This is a genomic window from Streptomyces sp. NBC_00236 (assembly GCF_036195045.1).
In the GTDB taxonomy this organism is placed as follows: domain Bacteria; phylum Actinomycetota; class Actinomycetes; order Streptomycetales; family Streptomycetaceae; genus Streptomyces.
The window spans coordinates 3,277,617-3,297,752 of record NZ_CP108100.1 but is presented as its reverse complement, the minus strand read 5'-3'; the positions used below and the strand labels follow the sequence as shown (position 1 = coordinate 3,297,752).

Here is a 20,136-nt window from a genome sequence, read left to right as displayed (position 1 = left end):
CGGTACGTTCACTGCCCCGCGCGCAGGACCGCGGCGACGATCGGGCCGGCCGCGTCCCCGCCGTGGCCGCCGGACTGGACGAGGGCCGCCGCCGCCAGGTCGTTGCTGAAGCCGGTGAACCAGCTGTCGGACGTGGCGTGACCGTCGATCTCCGCCGAGCCCGTCTTGCCGCCCTTGTTTTCGCTCACGCCCGCCATCGCGGCGGTCGCCGTGCCCTGGTTCCAGGTTGCCGTGTAGTGCAGCATCTCCTTCAGCTGCGCCGACACCCCGCCCGGCAGCCGGCTCGCGACGGCGAACTTCCGGTTGTCCAGGTCCCTCGGGACGATGTAGGGCTGGAGGAACTGGCCGTTGACGGCGGTGGCGGTGATGGACGCCATGTTCAGCGGGTTCATCTGGACCTTGCCCTGGCCGATGAACGACGCAGCCGTCTCCGCGCCCTGCGAGGGCGGCACCGAGCCGTCGACCGTGACGATGCCCGTCTGCCAGTTCTGACCGATCCCGAAGTACCGCGAGGCCTCGTCGCCGAGCGCCGTGTCGGCCTTGTCCTTGTCGTCCAGCGGCTTGATCGGCTTGATGAACGCGGTGTTGCAGGACCGGGCGAAAGCTGTCTTCAACGTGGGGTTCGACATGTCGAAGTTGTTCAGGTTGTGGAAGGGCACGCCCATCCACGTCAGGGAGGACGGACACTCGACCGGAGAGTCGGCGCTGCCGAGACCGTTCTGGATGATCATCGCGGCTGTCACGATCTTCATCGTCGAGCCGGGTGCCACCGAGGCCTTCCGCGCCGCGTCGTAGCCGTCCGCCCGGTTGTTGGCGATGGCACGTATTGCACCGGTCGACGGTTCGACGGCCGCCACGGACGATTCGGCGTACTTCTTCACGGCGCTCTCGGCCGCCGCCTGGATCCCCGCGTCCAGCGTCGTCCTCAGCCGGCCCGGCTTCCCCTTGACCAGGGTCAGCAGCGTCTTGTCCACGCCGTCGGCGTTCGCGCTGTTGATCCACGTCTCGATGCCCGTGGTGCCGCCGGCCTTCTGGCCGTACTTCTTGCGCAGCTCGTCCAGAATGCCGCCCAGCGACGGGTACTTCTCCTTGGTGAGCACGTTGCCGTTGCGGTCTACGGCCTCGATCGACGCGGTCTTCGACTCGCCGGTCTCCAGCGACTCGCCCTTGCCCAGCTCCGGATGGATCACGGAGGGAACCCAGTCGACGAGCGGGCGGCCCGTGGTCAGACCGCGTACGACGGTGAGCTCGGAGGCGTACGTCCAGGGCTTCGTCCTGCCCTCGTAGGAGACCGTCGCCTTGACCGTGTACGGCACCTTCGAGCCGGTCGCCGGGCCCGGCGTGATCAGGGCCCGGGTGACATGGGCGGACGCGCTGTAGCCGGCCAGTGCGGGCTCGGCATCGCCCTTGTTGTTGGTGAGTTCGGCCGCGACGGCCGCGTCGCCCTTCGCCCATGCGGCGAGGAACGCCTTCGACGTCTCGGCGATCTCCTCCTCGGTGACCGGGCCCGTCTTCACCTCGGTGGACGTGGCCTTGGTGTCCGAACCGCCCCCGACCCCGCTGTTGCCGAGCCCGTCCAGGACGTTGTACGCCCCGTACCCGACGCCGCCGACCACGACGGCGAACACCCCGCCGACCACGGCCACCTTCACTCCACTGCGCATCCCTGCAGTCCCCCTCCCCAGGAGGCCCCCTTGAACACGTTCAAGGGGGCTTTTCCCGGCACTTTACGGGACTGCCGTGACAGCGGGGCCGGTTGTTATCGGAATGCGATCCGGTGCAGCATGCACAGACCGGTCAAATCCAGGTATCCAGCCACATGCGGTCCCGCCAGGAATCCTCCGGAATCGGGGTCCCCGTATACAGCGGCCAGAAGTAAATGAAATTCCAGATGATCAGGAGGACCAGTACGCCGGCCGCGACGGCCCCCAGCGTCCGGCGTCGTTCACCTGACGGATCGTCCTTGGCCAGGCCCAGTTCGTGCTTCTCGCCGGTGCCCGCCGCCGGGCCCAGCATCGCGCCGATCATCATCGCGACCGCCAGGCAGAGGAACGGCACGAACACGACCGCGTAGAAAAGGAAAATGGTGCGTTCCTGGTACAGGAACCACGGCACCCATCCCGCGGCCACGCCGCAGGCGATCGCGCCCGCACGCCAGTCGCGGCGGAAGAACCAGCGCCACAGCACGTACAGCAGGGCGAAGCAGGCGGCCCACCACAGCAGGGGCGTTCCGAGCGCCAGCACCTCGCGTGCGCACTTGCCGGTCGCCGACCGGGTGCAGCCGTGCTGCTCCTCGTAGAAGTACGAGACGGGCCGGCCCAGCACGATCCAGCTCCACGGATTGGACTGGTAGGTGTGACCGGACGTCAGGTTCACATGGAAGTCGTAGACCTGGTTCTCGTAGTGCCACAGGCTGCGCAGCCAGTCCGGCAGCCAGGTCCAGTTGCCGCCCTTGCCGTCGGTCGCCGCCCAGTCCCGGTAGTAGCCGTGCCGGTCGGGGTCGTCGTGGATGATCCAGCCGGTCCAGGAAGCGAGGTACGTGAGGACCGCCACCGGCACCGTGGAGACGAACGCCGGTACCAGGTCCCGCTTCAGTACCGCCTTGTACGGCTGCACCGCGCCCGCCGTCCGCCGCGCGCCCACGTCCCACAGCACGGTCATCAGGCCGAACGCGACCATGATGTACAGCCCGTTCCACTTGGTGGCGAAGGCCAGGCCGAGGGAGATCCCGGCCGCGATCCGCCACGGGCGCCAGCCCAGCCGCAGCCCCTCCGCGATCCCGGCGTCCGGCCGCAGCACGCCGTCCTCGTCGACGGGCAGCGCGGCGGCGAGCTTGCGCCTGGCCCAGTCCCGGTCGATCAGCAGACAGCCGAACGAGGCCAGCACGAAGAACATCAGCACCAGGTCGAGCAGCGCGGTACGGCTCATCACGAAGTGCAGCCCGTCCACCGCGAGCAGCGCGCCCGCCAGACAGCCCAGGAACGTCGAGCGGAACAGCCTGCGGCCGATCCGGCACAGCATCAGCACGGACAGCGTGCCGAGCACGGCGACCATGAACCGCCAGCCGAACGGCGTGAACCCGAACAGCTGCTCACCGATCCCGATGATCCACTTGCCGACCGGCGGGTGCACCACATATCCGGGATCGGTCGGGACCGGCACCTGCGACGGGTCGTTGAGGATCAGCTTGTCGACGTCCTTGGGCCACGACCCCTCGTAGCCCTGCTTGATGAGCGCCCACGAGTCCTTGGCGTAGTACGTCTCATCGAATATCACCGCGTGCGGGCTGCCCAGGTTCCAGAACCGCAGCACCCCGGCGACCGCCGCGACCAGCAGCGGACCGCCCCAGGCCGACCACCGCACCAGCCGCTCCGCGACCGGCGGGGGCACCGCGAGCACCGCCCACACCTGGCCCCCGGGGCGGGTGTACGGCGGAACCAGCCGCTCCCGCAACCCGATACCGGGGCGCGGGAAATGGCCGAAGCGGCGCAGCCGCTGCTGCCAGGAAGTCGGCTCCGGGCCGTGCTGTTCCCCGGCGTCTTGGCCCTGCCGGGCTTCGGGCGCAGTACTCGTCACCGCGCCATCGTAGGGAACGCATCTGTGCGAGGGGTGCCGCCCGTGCTGGGAGGATGGACGTTGTGACTGGAACGACTGGAACGCTGGTACTCGCAGGGACCCCCATCGGTGATGTGGCGGACGCCCCGCCACGCCTCGCCGCAGAACTGGAGACGGCCGATGTCGTCGCCGCGGAGGACACCCGCCGGCTCCGCCGGCTGACCCAGGCGCTGGGCATCCACACGACGGGGCGTGTCGTCTCCTACTTCGAGGGCAACGAGACCGCCCGTACGCCCGAACTCGTCGAGGCGCTGCTGGGCGGCGCCCGGGTGCTGCTGGTCACGGACGCGGGGATGCCGTCCGTCTCCGACCCCGGCTACCGGCTGGTCGCCGCGGCCGTGGAGAAGGACATCAAGGTCACCGCGGTGCCGGGCCCGTCGGCGGTCCTCACCGCGCTCGCGCTGTCCGCGCTGCCGGTGGACCGGTTCTGCTTCGAGGGCTTCCTGCCGCGCAAGGCCGGTGAGCGCCTCGGCAAGCTCCGCGAGGTCGCCGACGAGCGCCGCACCATGGTGTTCTTCGAGGCCCCGCACCGGCTCGACGACACCCTCGCGGCCATGGCCGAGGTCTTCGGCGCCGACCGGCGCGCCGCGGTGTGCCGCGAGCTGACCAAGACGTACGAGGAAGTGAAGCGCGGCCCGCTGGGCGAGCTCGCCGTCTGGGCGGCCGAAGGCGTACGCGGCGAGATCACCGTCGTCGTCGAGGGCGCGGCCGACTCCGGGGCCGAGGAACTGGACGCCGAGGAGCTGGTGCGCAGGGTGCAGGTGCGCGAGGAGGCGGGGGAGCGGCGCAAGGAGGCGATCGCCGCCGTCGCCGCCGCGGCGGGGCTGCCCAAACGCGAGGTGTTCGACGCGGTCGTCGCAGCAAAGAATGCGGCTCGGACCGGCCCTGCGGACGGTAAAGGACTATCGTGAAAAGCAAAGCGAGAGCCGCGTTCCGGGCCTTTTTGCCACGAGAAGGCCAAATCCGCTCCAACACTCGACAGGGCCCGGTGCGCTCCCGCCGGTAAAGGCGTCCACTGGATCCAGGACGCATTCTCCGGAGTGCTTGTCCGGCGGACAAGAGGAGCAGGCATGAGCGAGATCGCAGCAACCACCGTGCACGAGGCGTATGCCTTCGCCTGCATGAGGTGTGGATACGGCTGGGAACAGGCCTACGAAATAGAGCACCACGTCGACGCCTCCAACCATGCATTCGTGGTCTACAAGGCGGACGGCGAACGTGTGCCCTCGCCGCTTTCCACGCCGACCTGCACGAACTGCGGCGGGCACGTCGTACGGATCATGCGGGCCGGCCGGGTCTCCACGGTGCAGCAGCTGCTCCAGAACCGTCCGCCGGCCGCCGAGGCCGACGCCGAGGTGCGGGAGCCCGTGGCGGCCACGGTCGCTCCCGCGGGTGACCACCACTGGCACCTCTCGGACCTGCTCCACCCCTTCCAGCGCCGGTGACGCCCGTGGGGTGAGGTCCGCGGCCACGGTCCTCGTACGATCGTGGCCATGAGCCGTACCGAAGCCCCGCCGTTGCCCGAGCCCCTCCGGGTGCCGGTCGCCGATTCGCACACCCACCTGGACATGCAGGACGGCACCGTCGAGGAGGGCCTGGCCCGGGCCGCCGCGGTGAACGTGACGACCGTGATCCAGGTGGGCTGCGACGTGAAGGGCTCCCGCTGGGCGGCCGAGACCGCCGCGGCGCACGCGAGTGTGCACGCGGCCGTGGCCCTGCACCCCAACGAGGCGCCGCGGATCGTGCACGGGGATCCGGACGGCTGGTCGCGGCAGGGGGCGCGCGAGGGCGGCGGGACGGCCGCGCTGCACGAGGCGCTCGCGGAGATCGACGCGCTGGCCGCGCTGGACCACGTGCGCGGCGTCGGCGAGACCGGACTCGACTACTTCCGGACCGGCCCCGAGGGCATGGCGGCCCAGGAGGAGTCGTTCCGCGCCCACATCGAGATCGCCAAGCGGCACGGCAAGGCGCTCGTCATCCACGATCGCGAGGCGCACGCGGATGTGCTGCGCATCCTGGCCGACGCGGGCGCCCCCGAGCGGACCGTCTTCCACTGCTACTCCGGCGACGCCGACATGGCCCGGATCTGCGCGGACGCCGGGTACTTCATGTCCTTCGCGGGCAACATGACGTTCAAGAACGCCCAGCCGCTGCGCGACGCGCTGACCGTGGCGCCGGTCGAACTGGTCCTGGTCGAGACCGACGCGCCCTTCCTGACGCCCGCCCCGTACCGCGGACGGCCTAACGCGCCGTATCTGATTCCGGTCACGCTGCGCGCCATGGCGGCGGTCAAGGGAGTCGACGAGGACACCCTGGCGTCGGCGATCGCCGACAACACGGCGCGTGCGTTCGACTACTGACCCGCCTTGCGCGACGCTGCGTAGCGGCGCCGCTTTGGAGAGTCACGCCCGCTCGGCTATCGTCCCGGGCGCCAAGAGTGAGCCGGGCGGTACGGACCTTCTGGAGCGAGCGTCGTGAGCAATTCGCAGGGCAGCCACCGTGCAGCACGCGGCAGAGGGCGTACGTCGCCGGCGGGGACGCGCGGGCCCGCCACCGTCGTCGTGCCGGGCCCGTCCCCCGTGCCGCAGCACGAGGAGCTGACGCTCGCCGCCTGGCCCCGGCACGCCCCGACCGTCGTGGACATGCCGAGCGGGCGCACCGCTGCCGCGACCGGCGGCGGCCCGGGCCACACCGCGCAGGCCGGTGGCGGTCCGCACGCTGCGGGCCACACCGCGCAGGCCCCCACCGTCACCGCGCTCACCGTGCCGGCCCCCGGCGGCAGGTCCGGGGCGCGGCGGGGCGCCCGGCGGCGTCGGGCGGCTGTCCGGCCCGAGCAGCTGCGCCGCCTGGTGCCGCAGGCCCTCGTGGTCGCGTTCCTGGCAGGTGGGACGACCGCGTTCGTCGCCGAGGACAAGGCGGTGACCCTGGACGTCGACGGGCAGCCCCGCACCCTGCACACCTTCGCGGACGACGTCGGCGAACTCCTCGCCGAACAGGGCATCGACGCCGACGACGGCACGGCGGTGTCCCCGGCCCCCGGTACCCGCCTCGGCGACGGAGACGTGATCACCGTCGGCGGCCCGCGCCCGGTGACGCTCACGCTCGACGGGGTGCGGCGCCGCGTCTGGACCTCCGAGCCCACCGTCGGCGCCGCGCTGCGCCGCCTCGGCGTGCGGGCCGACGGGGCCTACCTCTCCGTCTCCCGGGCCGCACCGATCGGGCGCACCGGTCTGACGCTGGACGTGCGCACCGAACGCACCGTCACCGTGATGGCCGACGGCCGCGAGCACACCGTCCGCACCAACGCCGCCACCGTCCGCGAGGCCGTCGCCCGGGCCGGCATCGTCCTGCACGGCGAGGACACCACGTCCGTGGCCCCGGAGAGCTTCCCCCGCGAGGGCCAGACCGTCTCCGTGCTCCGGATCGCGACGACCCGGGTGGTGCGCGAGGAGCTGCTGCCGTACGCCGTGGAACGGTCCGGGGACGGGACCCTGGCCGCCGGCACCGAAGTGGTCGAACGGGAGGGCCGGGACGGTTCGCGCCGGGTCATGTACGCCCTGCGGACCGTCAACGGCGTCCGGCAGAAACCCAGGGTGCTGGCCTCCGAAGTCGTACGGGAGCCGGTCAGCCAGGTCGTGAAGGCCGGTACAGGGCCCCGCACGGCAGGGAGAGCCGGGAAGGCGACAGCCCGTACGCTTAACAGGTGAGCACCACAGAGCCCGACGCCCTCCTGGGCCCCGCAGACATCCGCGAACTGGCCGCAGCGCTGGGCGTACGCCCCACCAAGCAGCGCGGTCAGAACTTCGTCATCGACGCCAACACGGTCCGCCGGATCGTGCGCACCGCGGAGGTCCGCCCGGACGACGTGGTGGTGGAGGTCGGACCCGGCCTGGGCTCGCTGACCCTGGCGCTGCTGGAGGCGGCCGACCGGGTCGTCGCGGTCGAGATCGACGACGTGCTGGCGGCCGCCCTGCCGGCCACGGTCGCCGCCCGGATGCCGGAGCGCGCCGGCCGCTTCGCCCTCGTCCACTCGGACGCGATGCTCGTACGGGAACTGCCCGGCCCGCCGCCGACCGCACTGGTCGCCAACCTTCCGTACAACGTCGCCGTGCCCGTGCTGCTCACCATGCTCGACCGTTTCCCCAGCATCGAGCGGACCCTCGTCATGGTGCAGGCCGAGGTCGCCGACCGGCTGGCGGCCAGGCCCGGCAACAAGGTCTACGGCGTGCCGTCGGTGAAGGCCAACTGGTACACCGACGTCAAGCGCGCCGGCTCCATCGGCCGCAAGGTGTTCTGGCCCGCGCCCAACGTCGACTCCGGGCTGGTCTCGCTGGTGCGCCGCACCGAGCCCGTCGCCACCACGGCGAGCAAGGCCGAGGTCTTCGCGGTCGTCGACGCCGCCTTCGCCCAGCGCCGCAAGACGCTGCGCGCGGCCCTGGCCGGCTGGGCGGGCTCCGCCCCCGCCGCCGAAGCCGCCCTGGTCGCGGCCGGCATCTCGCCGCAGGCCCGCGGTGAGGCCCTCACCGTCGAGGAGTTCGCCGCCATCGCCGAGAACAAGCCGGAGCTGCCCGCATGAGCACGAGCGTCACCGTCCGGGTGCCTGCCAAGGTCAACGTCCAGCTCGCGGTCGGCGCCGCGCGCCCCGACGGCTTCCACGACCTCGCCAACGTCTTCCTCGCCGTCGGCCTGTACGACGAGGTCACCGTCACCCCGGCCGACGGGCTGCGCGTCACGTGTTCGGGCCCGGACGCCGCCCAGGTGCCGCTGGACGCCTCCAACCTCGCCGCCCGTGCCGCGACCGCGCTGGCCGGGCGGTACGGCGTCGCCCCCGACGTGCACATCCACATCGCCAAGGACATCCCCGTCGCGGGCGGCATGGCCGGCGGCAGCGCGGACGCGGCCGGCGCGCTGCTGGCGTGCGACGCGCTCTGGTCCACCGGCGCCTCCCGCGAGGAGCTCCTGGAGATCTGCGCCGAGCTGGGCAGCGACGTGCCGTTCAGCCTGGTCGGCGGGGCGGCGCTCGGGGTCGGCCGCGGCGAGCAGCTCACGCCCGTCGAGGTCGGCGGCACCTTCCACTGGGTCTTCGCGGTCGCCGACGGCGGCCTCTCCACCCCGGCCGTCTACCGCGAGTTCGACCGCCTCACGGCGGGCACCCGGGTGCCCGAGCCCGTCGTGTCGCCCGCGCTCCTGGGCGCTCTGAGGTCCGGCGACACCGCCGCCCTCGCCGGAGTCCTCAGCAATGATCTCCAGGCCCCGGCACTGTCGCTGCGGCCTTCGCTGGCCCGCACCCTGGCCGCGGGCACCGTCGCGGGCGCACGGGCCGCGCTGGTCTCGGGTTCCGGGCCGACCACCGCGTTCCTCACCGAGGACGAGGCGTCGGCCCGCGCGATCGCGGACGCGCTGATCGCGTCGGGGTCCTGCCGCACCGCCCGGATCGCGTCGTCCCCGGCGCCGGGGGCGACGATTCAGCGGCCGTAGTGGTAGCGGCAGGAGGCGATGCGTACCTCGTCCTCGGCCACGCGGCAGACGAGGCGGTGTCCGTCGCTGATCCGCCGGGACCAGTACCCGTGGAACCCGTGCCGCAGGGGTTCCGGCTTACCGATGCCTTCGTTCCCGTTGCGGACGACGTCATGGAGCAAGGTGTTGATCCGCTTGAGGATCTTCCGGTCCTGGGCCTGCCACCACACGTAGTCCGCCCATGCCGTCTCATGCCAGACGAGCTTCATTCGGCGAGGTCCCTGACCGTGCCGCCACCGTTCTCGAGTTCATCGATCGCGGCCAGGACACGACGGGCGTTCTCGGGGCTCCGGTAGAGGTAGGCCGTTTCCTTCATGGCCTCGTACTCGTCGAGCGCCACGATCACCACGGGCTCGTGCCCGGCACGCGTCACGATGACCTCCTCGCGGTCGTCGACGACCGCGCTGAGCGTCTCGGCGTACTTGGCCCGCGATTCGGTGTACGTCATCGTCCGCACGACTGCCTCCCAGGTAGCGCTGTACAGGATGCTGTACGTACAGGTAAGCGTACGTACAGCACTCCCGCGAGGGCGAGGGCAACGGCGATACGCGCGCGGCCTCAGCCGAGCCGCACGCTCCGCTTCGCCAGCTCGAACGCCGGCAGCATCCCCTGGTGCTCCGCCTCGTCCAGCCCGCCCAGGTGCACCACGACCGGGCCGTCCGGGGTGGCGACGGCGAAGGCCCGGTTGGGGCGCGACTCGTCCAGGAGTTCGCTGTAGATGGTGTAGCGGGCCTCGGTCACGGACAGCTTCCCGACCGTGGTCTGCGTGTACGTGATCTTCGAGGGGTTGCTGTCGGCCTTCACGAAGCCCTCCAGGGCCTGGCGCGCCGTGCTCCCCTTGTCGTCGCCCTGCCACACCCGGAGGAACCCGATGTGTCCGGCGGGCTTCGCGTCGATCTCGCAGGCCAGGGTGACGGGGCCCTGGATGCCGAGCTCGGCGAAGTCCGAGCCCGGCTCGCCGGCGGCCACGGACTCCGCCGTCCAGTGCTGCGCCGTGTCGAGGACGACGGGCAGCCTGCACACGGAACCGGAGCCCCCGACCGTGCCGCCCTTGGCCGCTGACGTGTCCGCCTTCGCCTTCGCCGTCGTCTTCGCCGGGGCGCCGCCCGGCTTCGTGTCCGCCTTCGCGCCGTCGCCGGACCCCGACGAGCAGCCGGTCAGCGCCACGGCTGCCAGCAGGACGGGCGCCAGCCCGCGAACCGTACGTCGTGTCATGAAGTTCCCCACCCCGGGTGACACCCGGGAACCGGCCCCGGGCCTTGATCAATTCGGGCAAGGTACCGCACCGCGGTGTCCGCGAGAACGCCGTGCCCGGCACCGTCCCGCACAGGTGAGCGGGCGCTCGTAAGGAGCCCGGCGCCATGGCGACTACGCTGAAGGTCAGTGTTTCTCCTTCGAGCTGGAGCGTTCGTGGCCGTCAACCTCGTCAATGTCGAGCAGGTCAGCAAGGTGTACGGCACCCGTGCGCTGCTCGACGGTGTGTCCCTCGGCGTGTCCGAAGGGGACCGGATCGGTGTCGTCGGCCGTAACGGAGACGGAAAGACGACCCTCATCCGGATGCTCGCCAAGCTGGAGGAGGCGGACACCGGCCGGGTCACCCACAACGGCGGACTGCGCCTCGGCGTCCTGACCCAGCACGATTCGCTCGACCCGAAGGCCACGATCCGCCACGAGGTCATCGGCGATCTCGCCGACCACGAGTGGGCGGGCAGCGCCAAGATCCGTGACGTCCTGACCGGGCTCTTCGGCGGCCTCGACCTGGCCGGCTTCGAGCAGGGCCTGGACACCGTCATCGCCCCGCTCTCCGGCGGTGAGCGCCGGCGCATCGCGCTGGCCAAGCTCCTCATCGCCGAGCAGGACCTGATCGTTCTCGACGAGCCGACCAACCACCTCGACGTCGAGGGCATCTCCTGGCTGGCCGGGCATCTGCGCGCCCGCCGATCCGCCCTGGTCTGCGTCACCCACGACCGGTGGTTCCTCGACCAGGTCTGCACCCGCATGTGGGACGTCCAGCGCGGCACGGTCCACGAGTACGAGGGCGGCTACAGCGACTACGTCTTCGCCCGGGCCGAACGCGAGCGGATCGCCGCCACCGAGGAGGGCAAGCGGCAGAACCTGATGCGCAAGGAGCTGGCCTGGCTGCGGCGCGGCGCCCCCGCCCGTACGTCCAAGCCGCGCTACCGCATCGAGGCCGCCAACGAACTGATCGCCGATGTGCCGCCGCCGCGCGACACCAGCGCGCTGATGAAGTTCGCCAACGCCCGGCTCGGCAAGACCGTCTTCGAGCTGGAGGACGTCACCGTCCAGGCCGGCCCCAAGACGCTGCTGACCCACCTCACCTGGCAGCTCGGCCCCGGCGACCGGATCGGCCTGGTCGGGGTCAACGGAGCCGGAAAGACCTCGCTGCTGCGGGCGCTGGAACAGGCCGCCCGCACCCAGGGCGAGGCACAGCCCGCGGACGGGAAGATCGTCGTCGGCAAGACCGTGAAGCTGGCCTACCTCTCCCAGGAGGTCGCGGAGCTCAACCCGAACCTGCGGGTGCTGGAGGCCGTGCAGCAGGTGCGCGACCGGGTCGACCTCGGCAAGGGCCGGGAGATGACCGCGGGCCAGCTCTGCGAGCAGTTCGGCTTCTCGAAGGAGAAGCAGTGGACGCCGGTCGGCGACCTGTCGGGTGGTGAGCGGCGCAGGCTGCAGATCCTGCGGCTGCTGATGGACGAGCCGAACGTCCTCTTCCTCGACGAGCCCACCAACGACCTCGACATCGAGACCCTGACCCAGCTGGAGGACCTCCTCGACGGCTGGCCCGGGTCGATGATCGTGATCTCGCACGACCGGTTCTTCATCGAGCGGACGACGGACAAGGTGCTGGCGCTCCTCGGCGACAAGTCGCTGCGGATGCTGCCGCGCGGCATCGACGAGTACCTGGAGCGCAGGCTGCAGATGGCCGGGGCCGCAACGCCCGCCGCCGCACCCGCCGCGCCCTCCCGGGCCGCCGCCGCCCCGGCGCCGGGCGTCTCGCCGCAGGAGGCGCGCGCGGCGAAGAAGGAACTCCAGAAGGTCGAGCGGCAGCTCGACAAGATGTCGACCCGTGAGACGACGCTGCACGCCCAGATCGCCGACAACGCCACGGACTTCGAGAAGGTCGCGAAGCTCGACGCCGAACTGCGCGAACTCGTCGCGGAGCGCGATGTGCTGGAGATGCGCTGGCTGGAACTGGCCGAGGACGCCTGACCGGCTGCTGGTTCGGGGCGCCTTGCCGCGTGGCCGGTACAACTGCTGTGACCGGTGTGGCCGATGAGGCCTGTGGGACGAGTGGTAGAAAGAAACCTTGCCCGGTGTGACAACCGGACCGCGTCGCACCACAGGCACCGACGGACCGACAACGGAACAGGGGAACGGGCCGATGAGCCAGCCGCCCGGACAGCAGCCGCCGCAGGGTGGGTTCGGAGCTCCTTACGACCCGCCGCCCGGGGCGTATCCGCCACCGGCCGCTCCGCCCCAGCCGGCCGGTCCGTACGGCACTCAGCCCGGTCCGTACCACCAGCCGGGCCCGTACGGCACCCAGCCCGGCCCGTACCACCAGCCGACGCAGGGATACGGGTACCCGCCGCAGCCGGCACCGCAGCCGCCGCAGTCCGGCGGACCCCGGGGCGGCGGGCGTCTGCGCGGCAGGACCGGAGCGATCGTCGCCGCGGTGCTCGGGGTGGCGCTCCTGGCCGGCGGCGGCATCTGGTTCGCCTCCGACGGGGACGGCGAGGACAAGAAGCCCACGGCCGGCGGTCACGACTCGGGACAGCCGAACCCCTCGCCCTCGCCGACCCTGGACCAGGGCGACGGCACGGGTGACGGCGACGACGACGGCACGCTCACCCCGCGCGAGGAGGCCGCCGACATCAACTCCCGGCGCAAGCCGGGCGAGGCGAAGGTCCTCTGGCTCCAGAAGAGCGGCATCGACCTCCCGGAGGGCGGCGAGGACGTCTACGGCCCCTGGTTCGCAGGCGACACCGTCGTCACGGCGATGTACCACACCATCACGGGCTATTCGATCGCCGACGGCAAGCAGAAGTGGACCCTGCGGCTGCCCGCCAACGCCTGCGCGGCGCCCACACAGCCCACCGCCGACGGCAAGATCGTCCTGGGCATCGAGCACAGCACCGCGAGCGACGCGTCCTGCGACAACCTCCAGATGGTCGACCTCACGACGGGCAGGCTCGGCTGGCGCAAGGCGTACGTGCGCGACGGTGCCTGGGACGGGCTCTCCAACCTCGCGATGGCGATCAACGGCGACACCGTGACCGTGGGGCGCACCAGCAGGACCGACGCCTTCCGGGTCAGCGACGGCAAGGTGCTGTTCGGGAAACTGCCCGGCAACTGCCAGCCGTTCGGCTTCGCCAGCGGCCCCGTGGCGATCGCCGCCGCGAGCTGCCAGACCGCAGCGGACGACCACAAGGAACACCAGGTGCAGCGGATCGACCCCGCCACCGGCAAGGTGCGGTGGACGTACAAGGTGAAGAAGGGCTGGCAGGTCGAGCAGATCTACTCCGCAAACCCCATCGTGGTCTCGCTCACGCAGGGGGAGCAGAAGGACAAGTGGGGTGTTCTCGTGCTCAACGCCGACGGCACCTACCGCACCCAGCTGTCCGGCGGGCCGGGCAACTTCGCGCGCAAGTGCGAGAAGGACCGGCACGTCCAGGGCTCCAACCTCGACAGCTGCGTCGGGGTGGCCGCCGGGGCGAACACGTTCTACATGGCGACCGGGGCCGTCGACATCAAGGCCGGCGACGGCAACAAGGTCGCCGCCTTCGACCTGTCCAGCGGCAAGTTCAAGTGGGCGGTCAGCTCTCCGGCCGACCAGCCCCTCGCTCCCCTGCGGGCGGAGGGCGGCAAGCTCCTGATGTACCTCGGGGCAGCCAAGAACAAGGGGGGCGGCATCGCCTCCGTCCCGTCCACCGGCGGTGCCTGGCAGATGGTGCTGCGGCACCCGGCGTCGGCCTACGTCGTCGAACGGGCCTTCTTCGAACCGCACATCTCGTACGTGGACGGGCGCAGCTTCCTCACGCATTCGAGGATCAGCGGCACGGACGACGAGGAGATCGAGACACGCTCGATCGCGGCCTTCGGCAACTGACGGTTCTTTAGGCGTAACGGCGGCATCACGGGGCGGTTCTCCCTTGGGAACAGGGGCGGACCGAACCGGAGCCGGTGCCGGGCCGGGTGGTACAAAGAAGCCCCGCTCGACTGACGTAACACTGCGGGATCCATGCCCGATTCGCTCCATTTCGCCAGCAATGCAAGGGTCTTGTTCGACCCTTGGAGTGCCGGTGCGATCGCGGGGGAGTCCGGACCGGGCACCGGACCGCATGAAGGGGGACGCGCTGATGACCCAGCCGCCCAGCCAGCAACCGCCGCAGGGAGGCTTCGGCGCTCCGCAGGGCCCGCCGCAGGGAGTCCCTCAGCCGCCCCAGGGCCCGCCGCAGACCCCGCCGCCCGCCCAGCCGCCCCAGGCGCCGGCCGGCCAGCCGGGTTACGGCTACCCGCAGCAGCCGACCCAGCCCGGTTACGGCTACCCCCCGCAGCCCGGTCCGTACGCCCAGCAGCAGCCCGGCCCCTACGGTCAGCCGCAGCAGCCGGGCCCGTACGCCCAGCAGCCCGGCCCGTACGGTCAGCCGCAGCAGCCCGGTTACGGCTATCCGCAGCAGCAGTACCCCGGCGCGCCGAGCCCCGCCGGTCCGGCCGGACCCGGCGGCGGCAACCCCTTCAAGGGCAAGCCCGCCGTGATCATCGGGGCCGCGGTCGCCGCACTCCTGGTCATCGGCGGCGGCGTCTTCCTGCTGTCGGGCGGGGACGACGACGAGAAGAAGCCCGTGGCGAAGAAGAGCGGCGAGGTCCAGAAGCCGTCCGCCTCGCCCACCGTCGACGAGGGTGACGGAGACGGAACCGGACGTGAGGGCAGCGACGACCTGAACGGCGGGCGCAAGCCCGGCGAGGCGAAGGTCCTCTGGCTCCAGAAGAACGACGTCGACCTGCCGCGCAACGGCGCGGACGTGTACGGGCCGTGGATCGTCGGCGACACCATCATCAAGGGCATGTACCGCACGGTCTCCGGTTACTCGGTGGCCGACGGCAAGCAGAAGTGGACGCTGAAGCTGCCCGCCGACATCTGCGCCGCACCGGCGCAGACCACCGCGGACGGCAGGATCGTCATCGGGGTCAAGAACGGCACGACCGACAAGGCCGACTGCTCCGACCTCCAGCTGATCGACCTCAACACCGGCAAGACGGGCTGGAAGAAGCCGGTCAAGAGCAGCGGGCTCTTCGACCTGATGTCGGACATCTCCCTCGCCATCAGCGGCAACACCGTGACGGTCGGCCGCACCGGCGCCTCCAACGCGTTCCGGGTGAGCGACGGCAAGGAGCTGTTCGGCAAGCGCGACGGCATCTGCCAGCCGTTCGCCTTCGCCGGCGGCGCCAAGCTGATCGCCGCCACCAGCTGCCGTACCGACGACCTCGACAACCCGCAGCACCAGATCGAGGAGATCGACCCGGACACCGGCAAGCCGAAGTGGACCTACAAGCCCGCGCGCGGCTGGGAGGTCGACAACGTCTACTCGGTGAGCCCGCTCGTCGTCTCGCTGACCAAGGGCAGCAGCAGCCAGGACAAGAAGTGGAGCATCCTCGCGCTCCGGGAGAACGGCACACTCCGCTCCCAGGTCATCAGCGACAAGGGTGACAAGTTCCCGATGGGCTGCGGCAGCGCCTTCGCCATCTTCGGCAAGTCCGTCGACGGCTGCGACGGCGTGACGGCCGACGCCAACACCCTTTACATGCGCACGCAGGACGACACCAGCGGTGCCGGCCGCACCAACCAGGTCGTCGCCTTCAACCTGAACACCGGCCGGACGAAGTGGAAGGCGAAGGCCCCGGCCGAGCAGACCATGAAGCCGCTGCGGATGGAGGGTGCCGACGTGATCCTCTACGTGGACGCCGGATACAACAAGGGCGGCGGGATCGCCACCCTGTCCCCCTCCGGCGGCAGCCCGAGGATGATCCTCCAGCACCCGGCGTCGACGGCACAGATCGAGAGCTCCTTCTGGGACGAGGACGTGCTCTACGCGGCCGGCCGCTCGTTCATCGTGAGCGGGCGGATCAGCGCGGGCAATGACGAAAAAGAACTGGAGACGAAGACCATGATGGCCTTCGGCAAGTAACAGCTCCCCACGGCACCCGCAGGAACACCACCGGTCGCGGGCGGCGGCAGACCCGTCCGCGACCGGTTCCGGCCCACCGACCGACTCCCCTTCTCCAGAGGTACGCAACGCCATGACGCAGCCGCCCCAGCCGCCGCCCAACGACCCGCCCCAGGGCGGGTTCGGCGCCCCCCAGGACCCGCCGCCCGGTGGTTTCGGCGCTCCGCAGGACCCGCCCCCCGGTGGTTTCGGCGCCCCGACGCCGCCGCCCGCCGACCCGTTCGGCAAGCAGCCGGCGACCCCGCCGCCCCCGGCCCCGGGCGGCTACGGCACCCCGCCGCCCCCGGCCCCCGGCGGATACGGAACCCCGCCGCCCGCGGGTCCGCCGCAGCAGCAGCCCGGTTACGGCTACCCGCAGGCCCAGCCGCCGCAGCCCGGATACGGATTCCCGCAGACGCCCCCGCAGGGCCAGCCGCAGCAGGGGTACGGATTCCCGCCCGGCCAGGCGCCGCAGCAGGGCTACGGCTATCCGACCGCCCCGATGCAGCAGCCGTACCAGCCGCAGCAGCCCGGCGGCAACGGGCCGAAGAAGTTCTCCACGCAGGCCCAGATCATCGTCGCCGCGGCGGTCGCCGTGGCGCTGATCATCGGCGGCGGTGTGTGGTTCGCGTCCAGTGGCGGCGACGACGAGAAGAAGGACGAGGCGGTCAGCTCCGCCGGAACCACCGGTGAGAACAAGGGCGGTTCGGGCGGCAGCCTCGGCGGTGGCGGCAAGGAGAAGGCCCCGGCGGACATCAAGGCGCACGTCGGCTTCCAGCTCCCGCAGCCCAAGGTCACCGACGTCACCACGGTCACCGGCTCCTGGCTGACGGACAAGGCGTACGTGAAGACGGGCGTCAACGAGATCGTCGGCTACGACCCGGCCAAGGGCACCAAGCTCTGGTCGATCCCGCTGGCCGGCCAGGTGTGCGCCGCCTCCCGGCACATGAGCAAGGACTTCAAGACGGCCGTCGCCTTCGAGGAGGGCAAGCGGACCGCGGCCAACAAGTACCCCAGCTGCAACCAGGTGGGCGCGCTCGACCTGAACACCGGCAAGCTCATGTGGAACAAGTCGGTCACCGCCTCCACCGGCGGTGACCGCCCGGTCCGCTTCGACGAGGTCACGCTCAGCGGCAGCACGATCGCCGCCGGCGGCACCGAGGGCGGCGCGGCCTTCGACCTGAACACCGGCGCCGAGCGCTGGAAGCCGAAGGTCAGCACGGACGGCTGCTACGACAAGGGGTACGGCGGCGGCGAGGCACTCGCCGTGGTCCGCAAGTGCGGGACGTACGACGACCCGCAGCTCATCATCCAGGCCCTGAACCCGACGACGGGCGCCCCGCTCTCCTCGTACAAGATGCCGGCCGGCGTCGAATACGCGAGCATCGTCTCCACCAAGCCCCTGGTCGTCGCCGCCGACGTCGGCGACACCGCGGGTGACGGCAGTGGCATCTCGGACTTCTTCTCGATCGACGCGGCCAGCGGCAAGCTGCTCACCCGGATCGCGGCGGACGGCGAGAAGTACGCGGCGAGCTGCCGCGCCACGAAGGTCGAGAGCTGCCAGCACGTCGCCGTCGGCAACAACCGCGTCTACGTGCCCACCGAGGAGCACGAGGGCACCGGGGAGTACGGCAACACCAACGAGATCGTGTCGTTCGACCTGACCACCGGCAAGCAGACCGGTGACCGGGCCGACGCGGGCGACCGGTACTCGATGTTCCCGGTCCGCATGGACGGCGGCAACCTCATCGCGTACAAGGAGCCCCCCTACGACAAGGGCGGCCAGATCGTCTCCATCGACGGCGCGACCTTCAAGCCGACCGTGCTGATGGACAACCCGGGTGACGAGGCCGTCCGGGACGCGGAGACCAGCTTCTCCTCGGACTACGCCGAGTACGTCTACGGCGGCGGCAAGCTGTTCATCTCGGAGACGATGGTCAGCAAGCCGCGGGCGAGCTCGCTGGGCGACAAGGAGTACCTGGTCGTCTCGTTCAGTACGAACTGACCCCAGGACACGCGTGAGGGGGCGGAGCCGGCCGGCTCCGCCCCCTCACGCATGTCTCGTCCCGCCCGTAACGGGTCAGGAGTTGGTGCTGTCGTCGAACGCCGGGTACATGATGCCGGACGACACGCACTTCAGGATCGTGCTGCCCTCCATCTGGCACAGCTCGATCCGTGCGGTGCTGATCCAGCCACCGGGGTTGGCGTAGCTGGTCGCGCCCCACGCGGTGCCGGCACCGGTGGAGACCCGGTGGATCGGGAAGTAGTGGGTGCCGGCGTCGCCGGTGGTGATCAGACGCACGCCCACCGAATGACCGTCCGGGGCCTTGTCCTTCACGTACAGGTAGAGCGGGTCGAGCTTGTACGGGTTCAGCCGCCAGGCCGCCTTCACCTCGGCGTATCCCCACGTCGTGGAGACGTCCTCGGCGGTGACGTTGGAGGCGGCGGCGGCCGTCCCGGTGAACGCGGGCCCCGCCAGCACGGCACACGTGGCCGCCGAGACGAGCAGAGTCTTCTTGAGACGCAAGATTCCCCCAGAAGGTGATCCGGACAGGTCAGCATGCAGATTACAACAGGCAGTATTCGGCCATGATGGGCCATCAACTCGCTTTTAAAGCAACCGAAGTCGGCTAACTCGAACCTTCTGTCCGCCAATGGGCCCGCTGCCTCGAACAAGCGTGTAACTTGCCGGGTCTGTAGGGGGCCGGGGGGCCTGCCGGTACGAGGGGGGAGTGCCCGATGGCTGTGCGGCTCATGGTGATCGACGACCACCGACTGCTCGCCGAGGCACTCGCCTCGGCACTGAAACTGCGCGGGCACCGCGTGCTCGCCGCCGCCGCACCCACCTCCGGGGCGGCGGAACTGGTCGTCAGCAGGGCTCCGGAGATCTGTCTGTTCGGCACGGCGGCGCCCGCCGAACCGGGCACCTTCGACCCGGTCGTCAGGATCAGGCGCGAGCGCCCGCAGACCGCCGTGGTGGTCCTCGGCCCGGTGCCCAGCCCCCGGGGCATCGCGGCGGCCTTCGCGGCCGGCGCTGCGGGGTACGTCCGGCACGACGAACGCATCGAAGGCGTCGAGCGGGCGATGGCCAAGGTGCGCGCCGGCGAGGCGGCGATCGCGCCGCAACTGCTCCAGGGCGCCTTCGCCGAGCTGCTCAACCCGGCGGCGCAGCCGGACGACGAGGGCCGGAGGCTGCTGCGGATGCTCACCCCGCGCGAGGTCGAGGTGCTGGTCCGGGTCGCCGAGGGCGAGGACACCCGGCTGATCGCGGCCGGAATGCGGATCGCGCCCAGCACGGCCCGTACCCATGTGCAGCGCGTGCTGATGAAGCTGGGCGTGGGCTCCCGGCTGGAGGCGGCGGCGCTCGCCGCCCGTACCGGACTGCTGGACCGGGCGGTGCTGGGGACGCCGCAGGGGCCGGGCAGCGTCGGCTGACGGTGCCCGGCCCCTGCGGCGTCACTGACCTGGCGTCAGTTGCCGGGCGTGTCCGTGGTGTCCGGCGCGGCGGCCGGCGGCTGGACCGGGCGCAGCTTCATCCAGCCCAGGAAGAACAGCCCCAGGGCCAGCATGGCGAGACCGGTCCACAGGTTGATGTGGACGCCCTCGGCCTTCTTCAGGTCCGCTTCGGACGGGCTGATCCCGGCGATGGTGACGATGACTCCGTAGACCACGAAGAGACCGCCGATGATCGTCCGGATGTCGAACAGCCGGGCCGCCGTGGCGGACTTCTTCTCCAGATCGGAGACTTCCTTGTGCAGGTCGGACATGGTGGGTGACT

18 protein-coding genes are annotated in these 20,136 nt (G+C 71.0%); 11 read left to right on the top strand and 7 right to left on the bottom strand.

Annotated features, from left to right (window positions below):
- Positions 1-8: 8 nt before the first annotated feature.
- Both OG446_RS14700 and OG446_RS14695 read right to left on the bottom strand, forming a co-directional pair.
- The gene (locus OG446_RS14700; protein ID WP_328894461.1) at positions 9-1,664 is read right to left on the bottom strand and encodes a penicillin-binding transpeptidase domain-containing protein; all 1,656 of its coding nucleotides are present in this window, start codon (positions 1,662-1,664) and stop codon (positions 9-11) included.
- Between the two features lie 133 nt (positions 1,665-1,797).
- The gene (locus OG446_RS14695; protein ID WP_328894460.1) at positions 1,798-3,576 is read right to left on the bottom strand and encodes a dolichyl-phosphate-mannose--protein mannosyltransferase; all 1,779 of its coding nucleotides are present in this window, start codon (positions 3,574-3,576) and stop codon (positions 1,798-1,800) included.
- 53 nt (positions 3,577-3,629) lie between these two features.
- Here OG446_RS14695 and rsmI point away from each other — a divergent pair, with 53 nt between their 5' ends.
- From rsmI to OG446_RS14665, 6 genes are all read left to right on the top strand, one after another.
- Positions 3,630-4,526, top strand: a complete 897-nt coding sequence (rsmI, locus tag OG446_RS14690) for a 16S rRNA (cytidine(1402)-2'-O)-methyltransferase (RefSeq protein ID WP_328894459.1) — start codon at positions 3,630-3,632, stop codon at positions 4,524-4,526.
- Between the two features lie 159 nt (positions 4,527-4,685).
- On the top strand, positions 4,686-5,060 hold the full coding sequence (locus OG446_RS14685) for a hypothetical protein (protein ID WP_328894458.1): 375 nt from the start codon (positions 4,686-4,688) through the stop codon (positions 5,058-5,060).
- A 48-nt stretch (positions 5,061-5,108) separates the two neighbouring features.
- On the top strand, positions 5,109-5,975 hold the full coding sequence (locus OG446_RS14680) for a TatD family hydrolase (protein WP_328894457.1): 867 nt from the start codon (positions 5,109-5,111) through the stop codon (positions 5,973-5,975).
- A 282-nt stretch (positions 5,976-6,257) separates the two neighbouring features.
- The gene (locus tag OG446_RS14675) at positions 6,258-7,322 is read left to right on the top strand and encodes a ubiquitin-like domain-containing protein (RefSeq protein ID WP_328898301.1); all 1,065 of its coding nucleotides are present in this window, start codon (positions 6,258-6,260) and stop codon (positions 7,320-7,322) included.
- Positions 7,319-8,191: a 16S rRNA (adenine(1518)-N(6)/adenine(1519)-N(6))-dimethyltransferase RsmA gene (gene rsmA / locus OG446_RS14670; protein ID WP_328894456.1), complete on the top strand. Its 873-nt coding sequence runs from the start codon at positions 7,319-7,321 to the stop codon at positions 8,189-8,191. The genes OG446_RS14675 and rsmA overlap by 4 nt, the downstream gene beginning before the upstream one ends.
- Positions 8,188-9,093, top strand: coding sequence for a 4-(cytidine 5'-diphospho)-2-C-methyl-D-erythritol kinase (locus OG446_RS14665; protein WP_328894455.1), 906 nt, complete (start codon positions 8,188-8,190; stop codon positions 9,091-9,093). The genes rsmA and OG446_RS14665 overlap by 4 nt, the downstream gene beginning before the upstream one ends.
- On the opposite strand, the gene OG446_RS14660 is transcribed toward OG446_RS14665, so the two are convergent.
- From OG446_RS14660 to OG446_RS14650, 3 genes are all read right to left on the bottom strand, one after another.
- Positions 9,081-9,341 (bottom strand): Txe/YoeB family addiction module toxin, encoded by a 261-nt coding sequence (locus OG446_RS14660; RefSeq protein WP_328894454.1) that lies wholly within the window; start codon positions 9,339-9,341, stop codon positions 9,081-9,083. The genes OG446_RS14665 and OG446_RS14660 overlap by 13 nt on opposite strands.
- A complete protein-coding gene (locus OG446_RS14655; RefSeq protein WP_328894453.1) occupies positions 9,338-9,589 on the bottom strand; it encodes a type II toxin-antitoxin system Phd/YefM family antitoxin in 252 nt (83 codons plus the stop codon). Before OG446_RS14655 ends, OG446_RS14660 begins: the two co-directional genes overlap by 4 nt.
- A gap of 101 nt (positions 9,590-9,690) precedes the next feature.
- On the bottom strand, positions 9,691-10,347 hold the full coding sequence (locus OG446_RS14650; protein ID WP_328894452.1) for a lipoprotein: 657 nt from the start codon (positions 10,345-10,347) through the stop codon (positions 9,691-9,693).
- A gap of 195 nt (positions 10,348-10,542) precedes the next feature.
- On the opposite strand from OG446_RS14650, the gene OG446_RS14645 reads away from it, so the two are divergent.
- From OG446_RS14645 to OG446_RS14630, 4 genes are all read left to right on the top strand, one after another.
- Complete coding sequence (locus OG446_RS14645) at positions 10,543-12,363, top strand: ABC-F family ATP-binding cassette domain-containing protein (RefSeq protein ID WP_328894451.1); 1,821 nt, start codon at positions 10,543-10,545, stop codon at positions 12,361-12,363.
- 172 nt (positions 12,364-12,535) lie between these two features.
- Positions 12,536-14,260: an outer membrane protein assembly factor BamB family protein gene (locus tag OG446_RS14640; RefSeq protein WP_328894450.1), complete on the top strand. Its 1,725-nt coding sequence runs from the start codon at positions 12,536-12,538 to the stop codon at positions 14,258-14,260.
- Between the two features lie 250 nt (positions 14,261-14,510).
- A complete protein-coding gene (locus OG446_RS14635) occupies positions 14,511-16,340 on the top strand; it encodes an outer membrane protein assembly factor BamB family protein (RefSeq protein ID WP_328894449.1) in 1,830 nt (609 codons plus the stop codon).
- 112 nt (positions 16,341-16,452) lie between these two features.
- A complete protein-coding gene (locus OG446_RS14630; protein WP_328894448.1) occupies positions 16,453-18,363 on the top strand; it encodes an outer membrane protein assembly factor BamB family protein in 1,911 nt (636 codons plus the stop codon).
- A gap of 75 nt (positions 18,364-18,438) precedes the next feature.
- Here the strand turns inward: OG446_RS14630 and OG446_RS14625 are convergent, their stop codons facing one another.
- The gene (locus OG446_RS14625; RefSeq protein WP_328894447.1) at positions 18,439-18,885 is read right to left on the bottom strand and encodes a hypothetical protein; all 447 of its coding nucleotides are present in this window, start codon (positions 18,883-18,885) and stop codon (positions 18,439-18,441) included.
- A gap of 212 nt (positions 18,886-19,097) precedes the next feature.
- Between OG446_RS14625 and OG446_RS14620 the strand changes: the two genes are divergently transcribed.
- Entirely contained in the window at positions 19,098-19,793 is a 696-nt protein-coding gene (locus OG446_RS14620) for a helix-turn-helix transcriptional regulator (protein ID WP_328894446.1), read from the top strand.
- A 35-nt stretch (positions 19,794-19,828) separates the two neighbouring features.
- Here OG446_RS14620 and OG446_RS14615 read toward each other — a convergent pair whose 3' ends face one another.
- Positions 19,829-20,125, bottom strand: a complete 297-nt coding sequence (locus OG446_RS14615; protein ID WP_328894445.1) for a hypothetical protein — start codon at positions 20,123-20,125, stop codon at positions 19,829-19,831.
- Positions 20,126-20,136 lie beyond the last annotated feature (11 nt).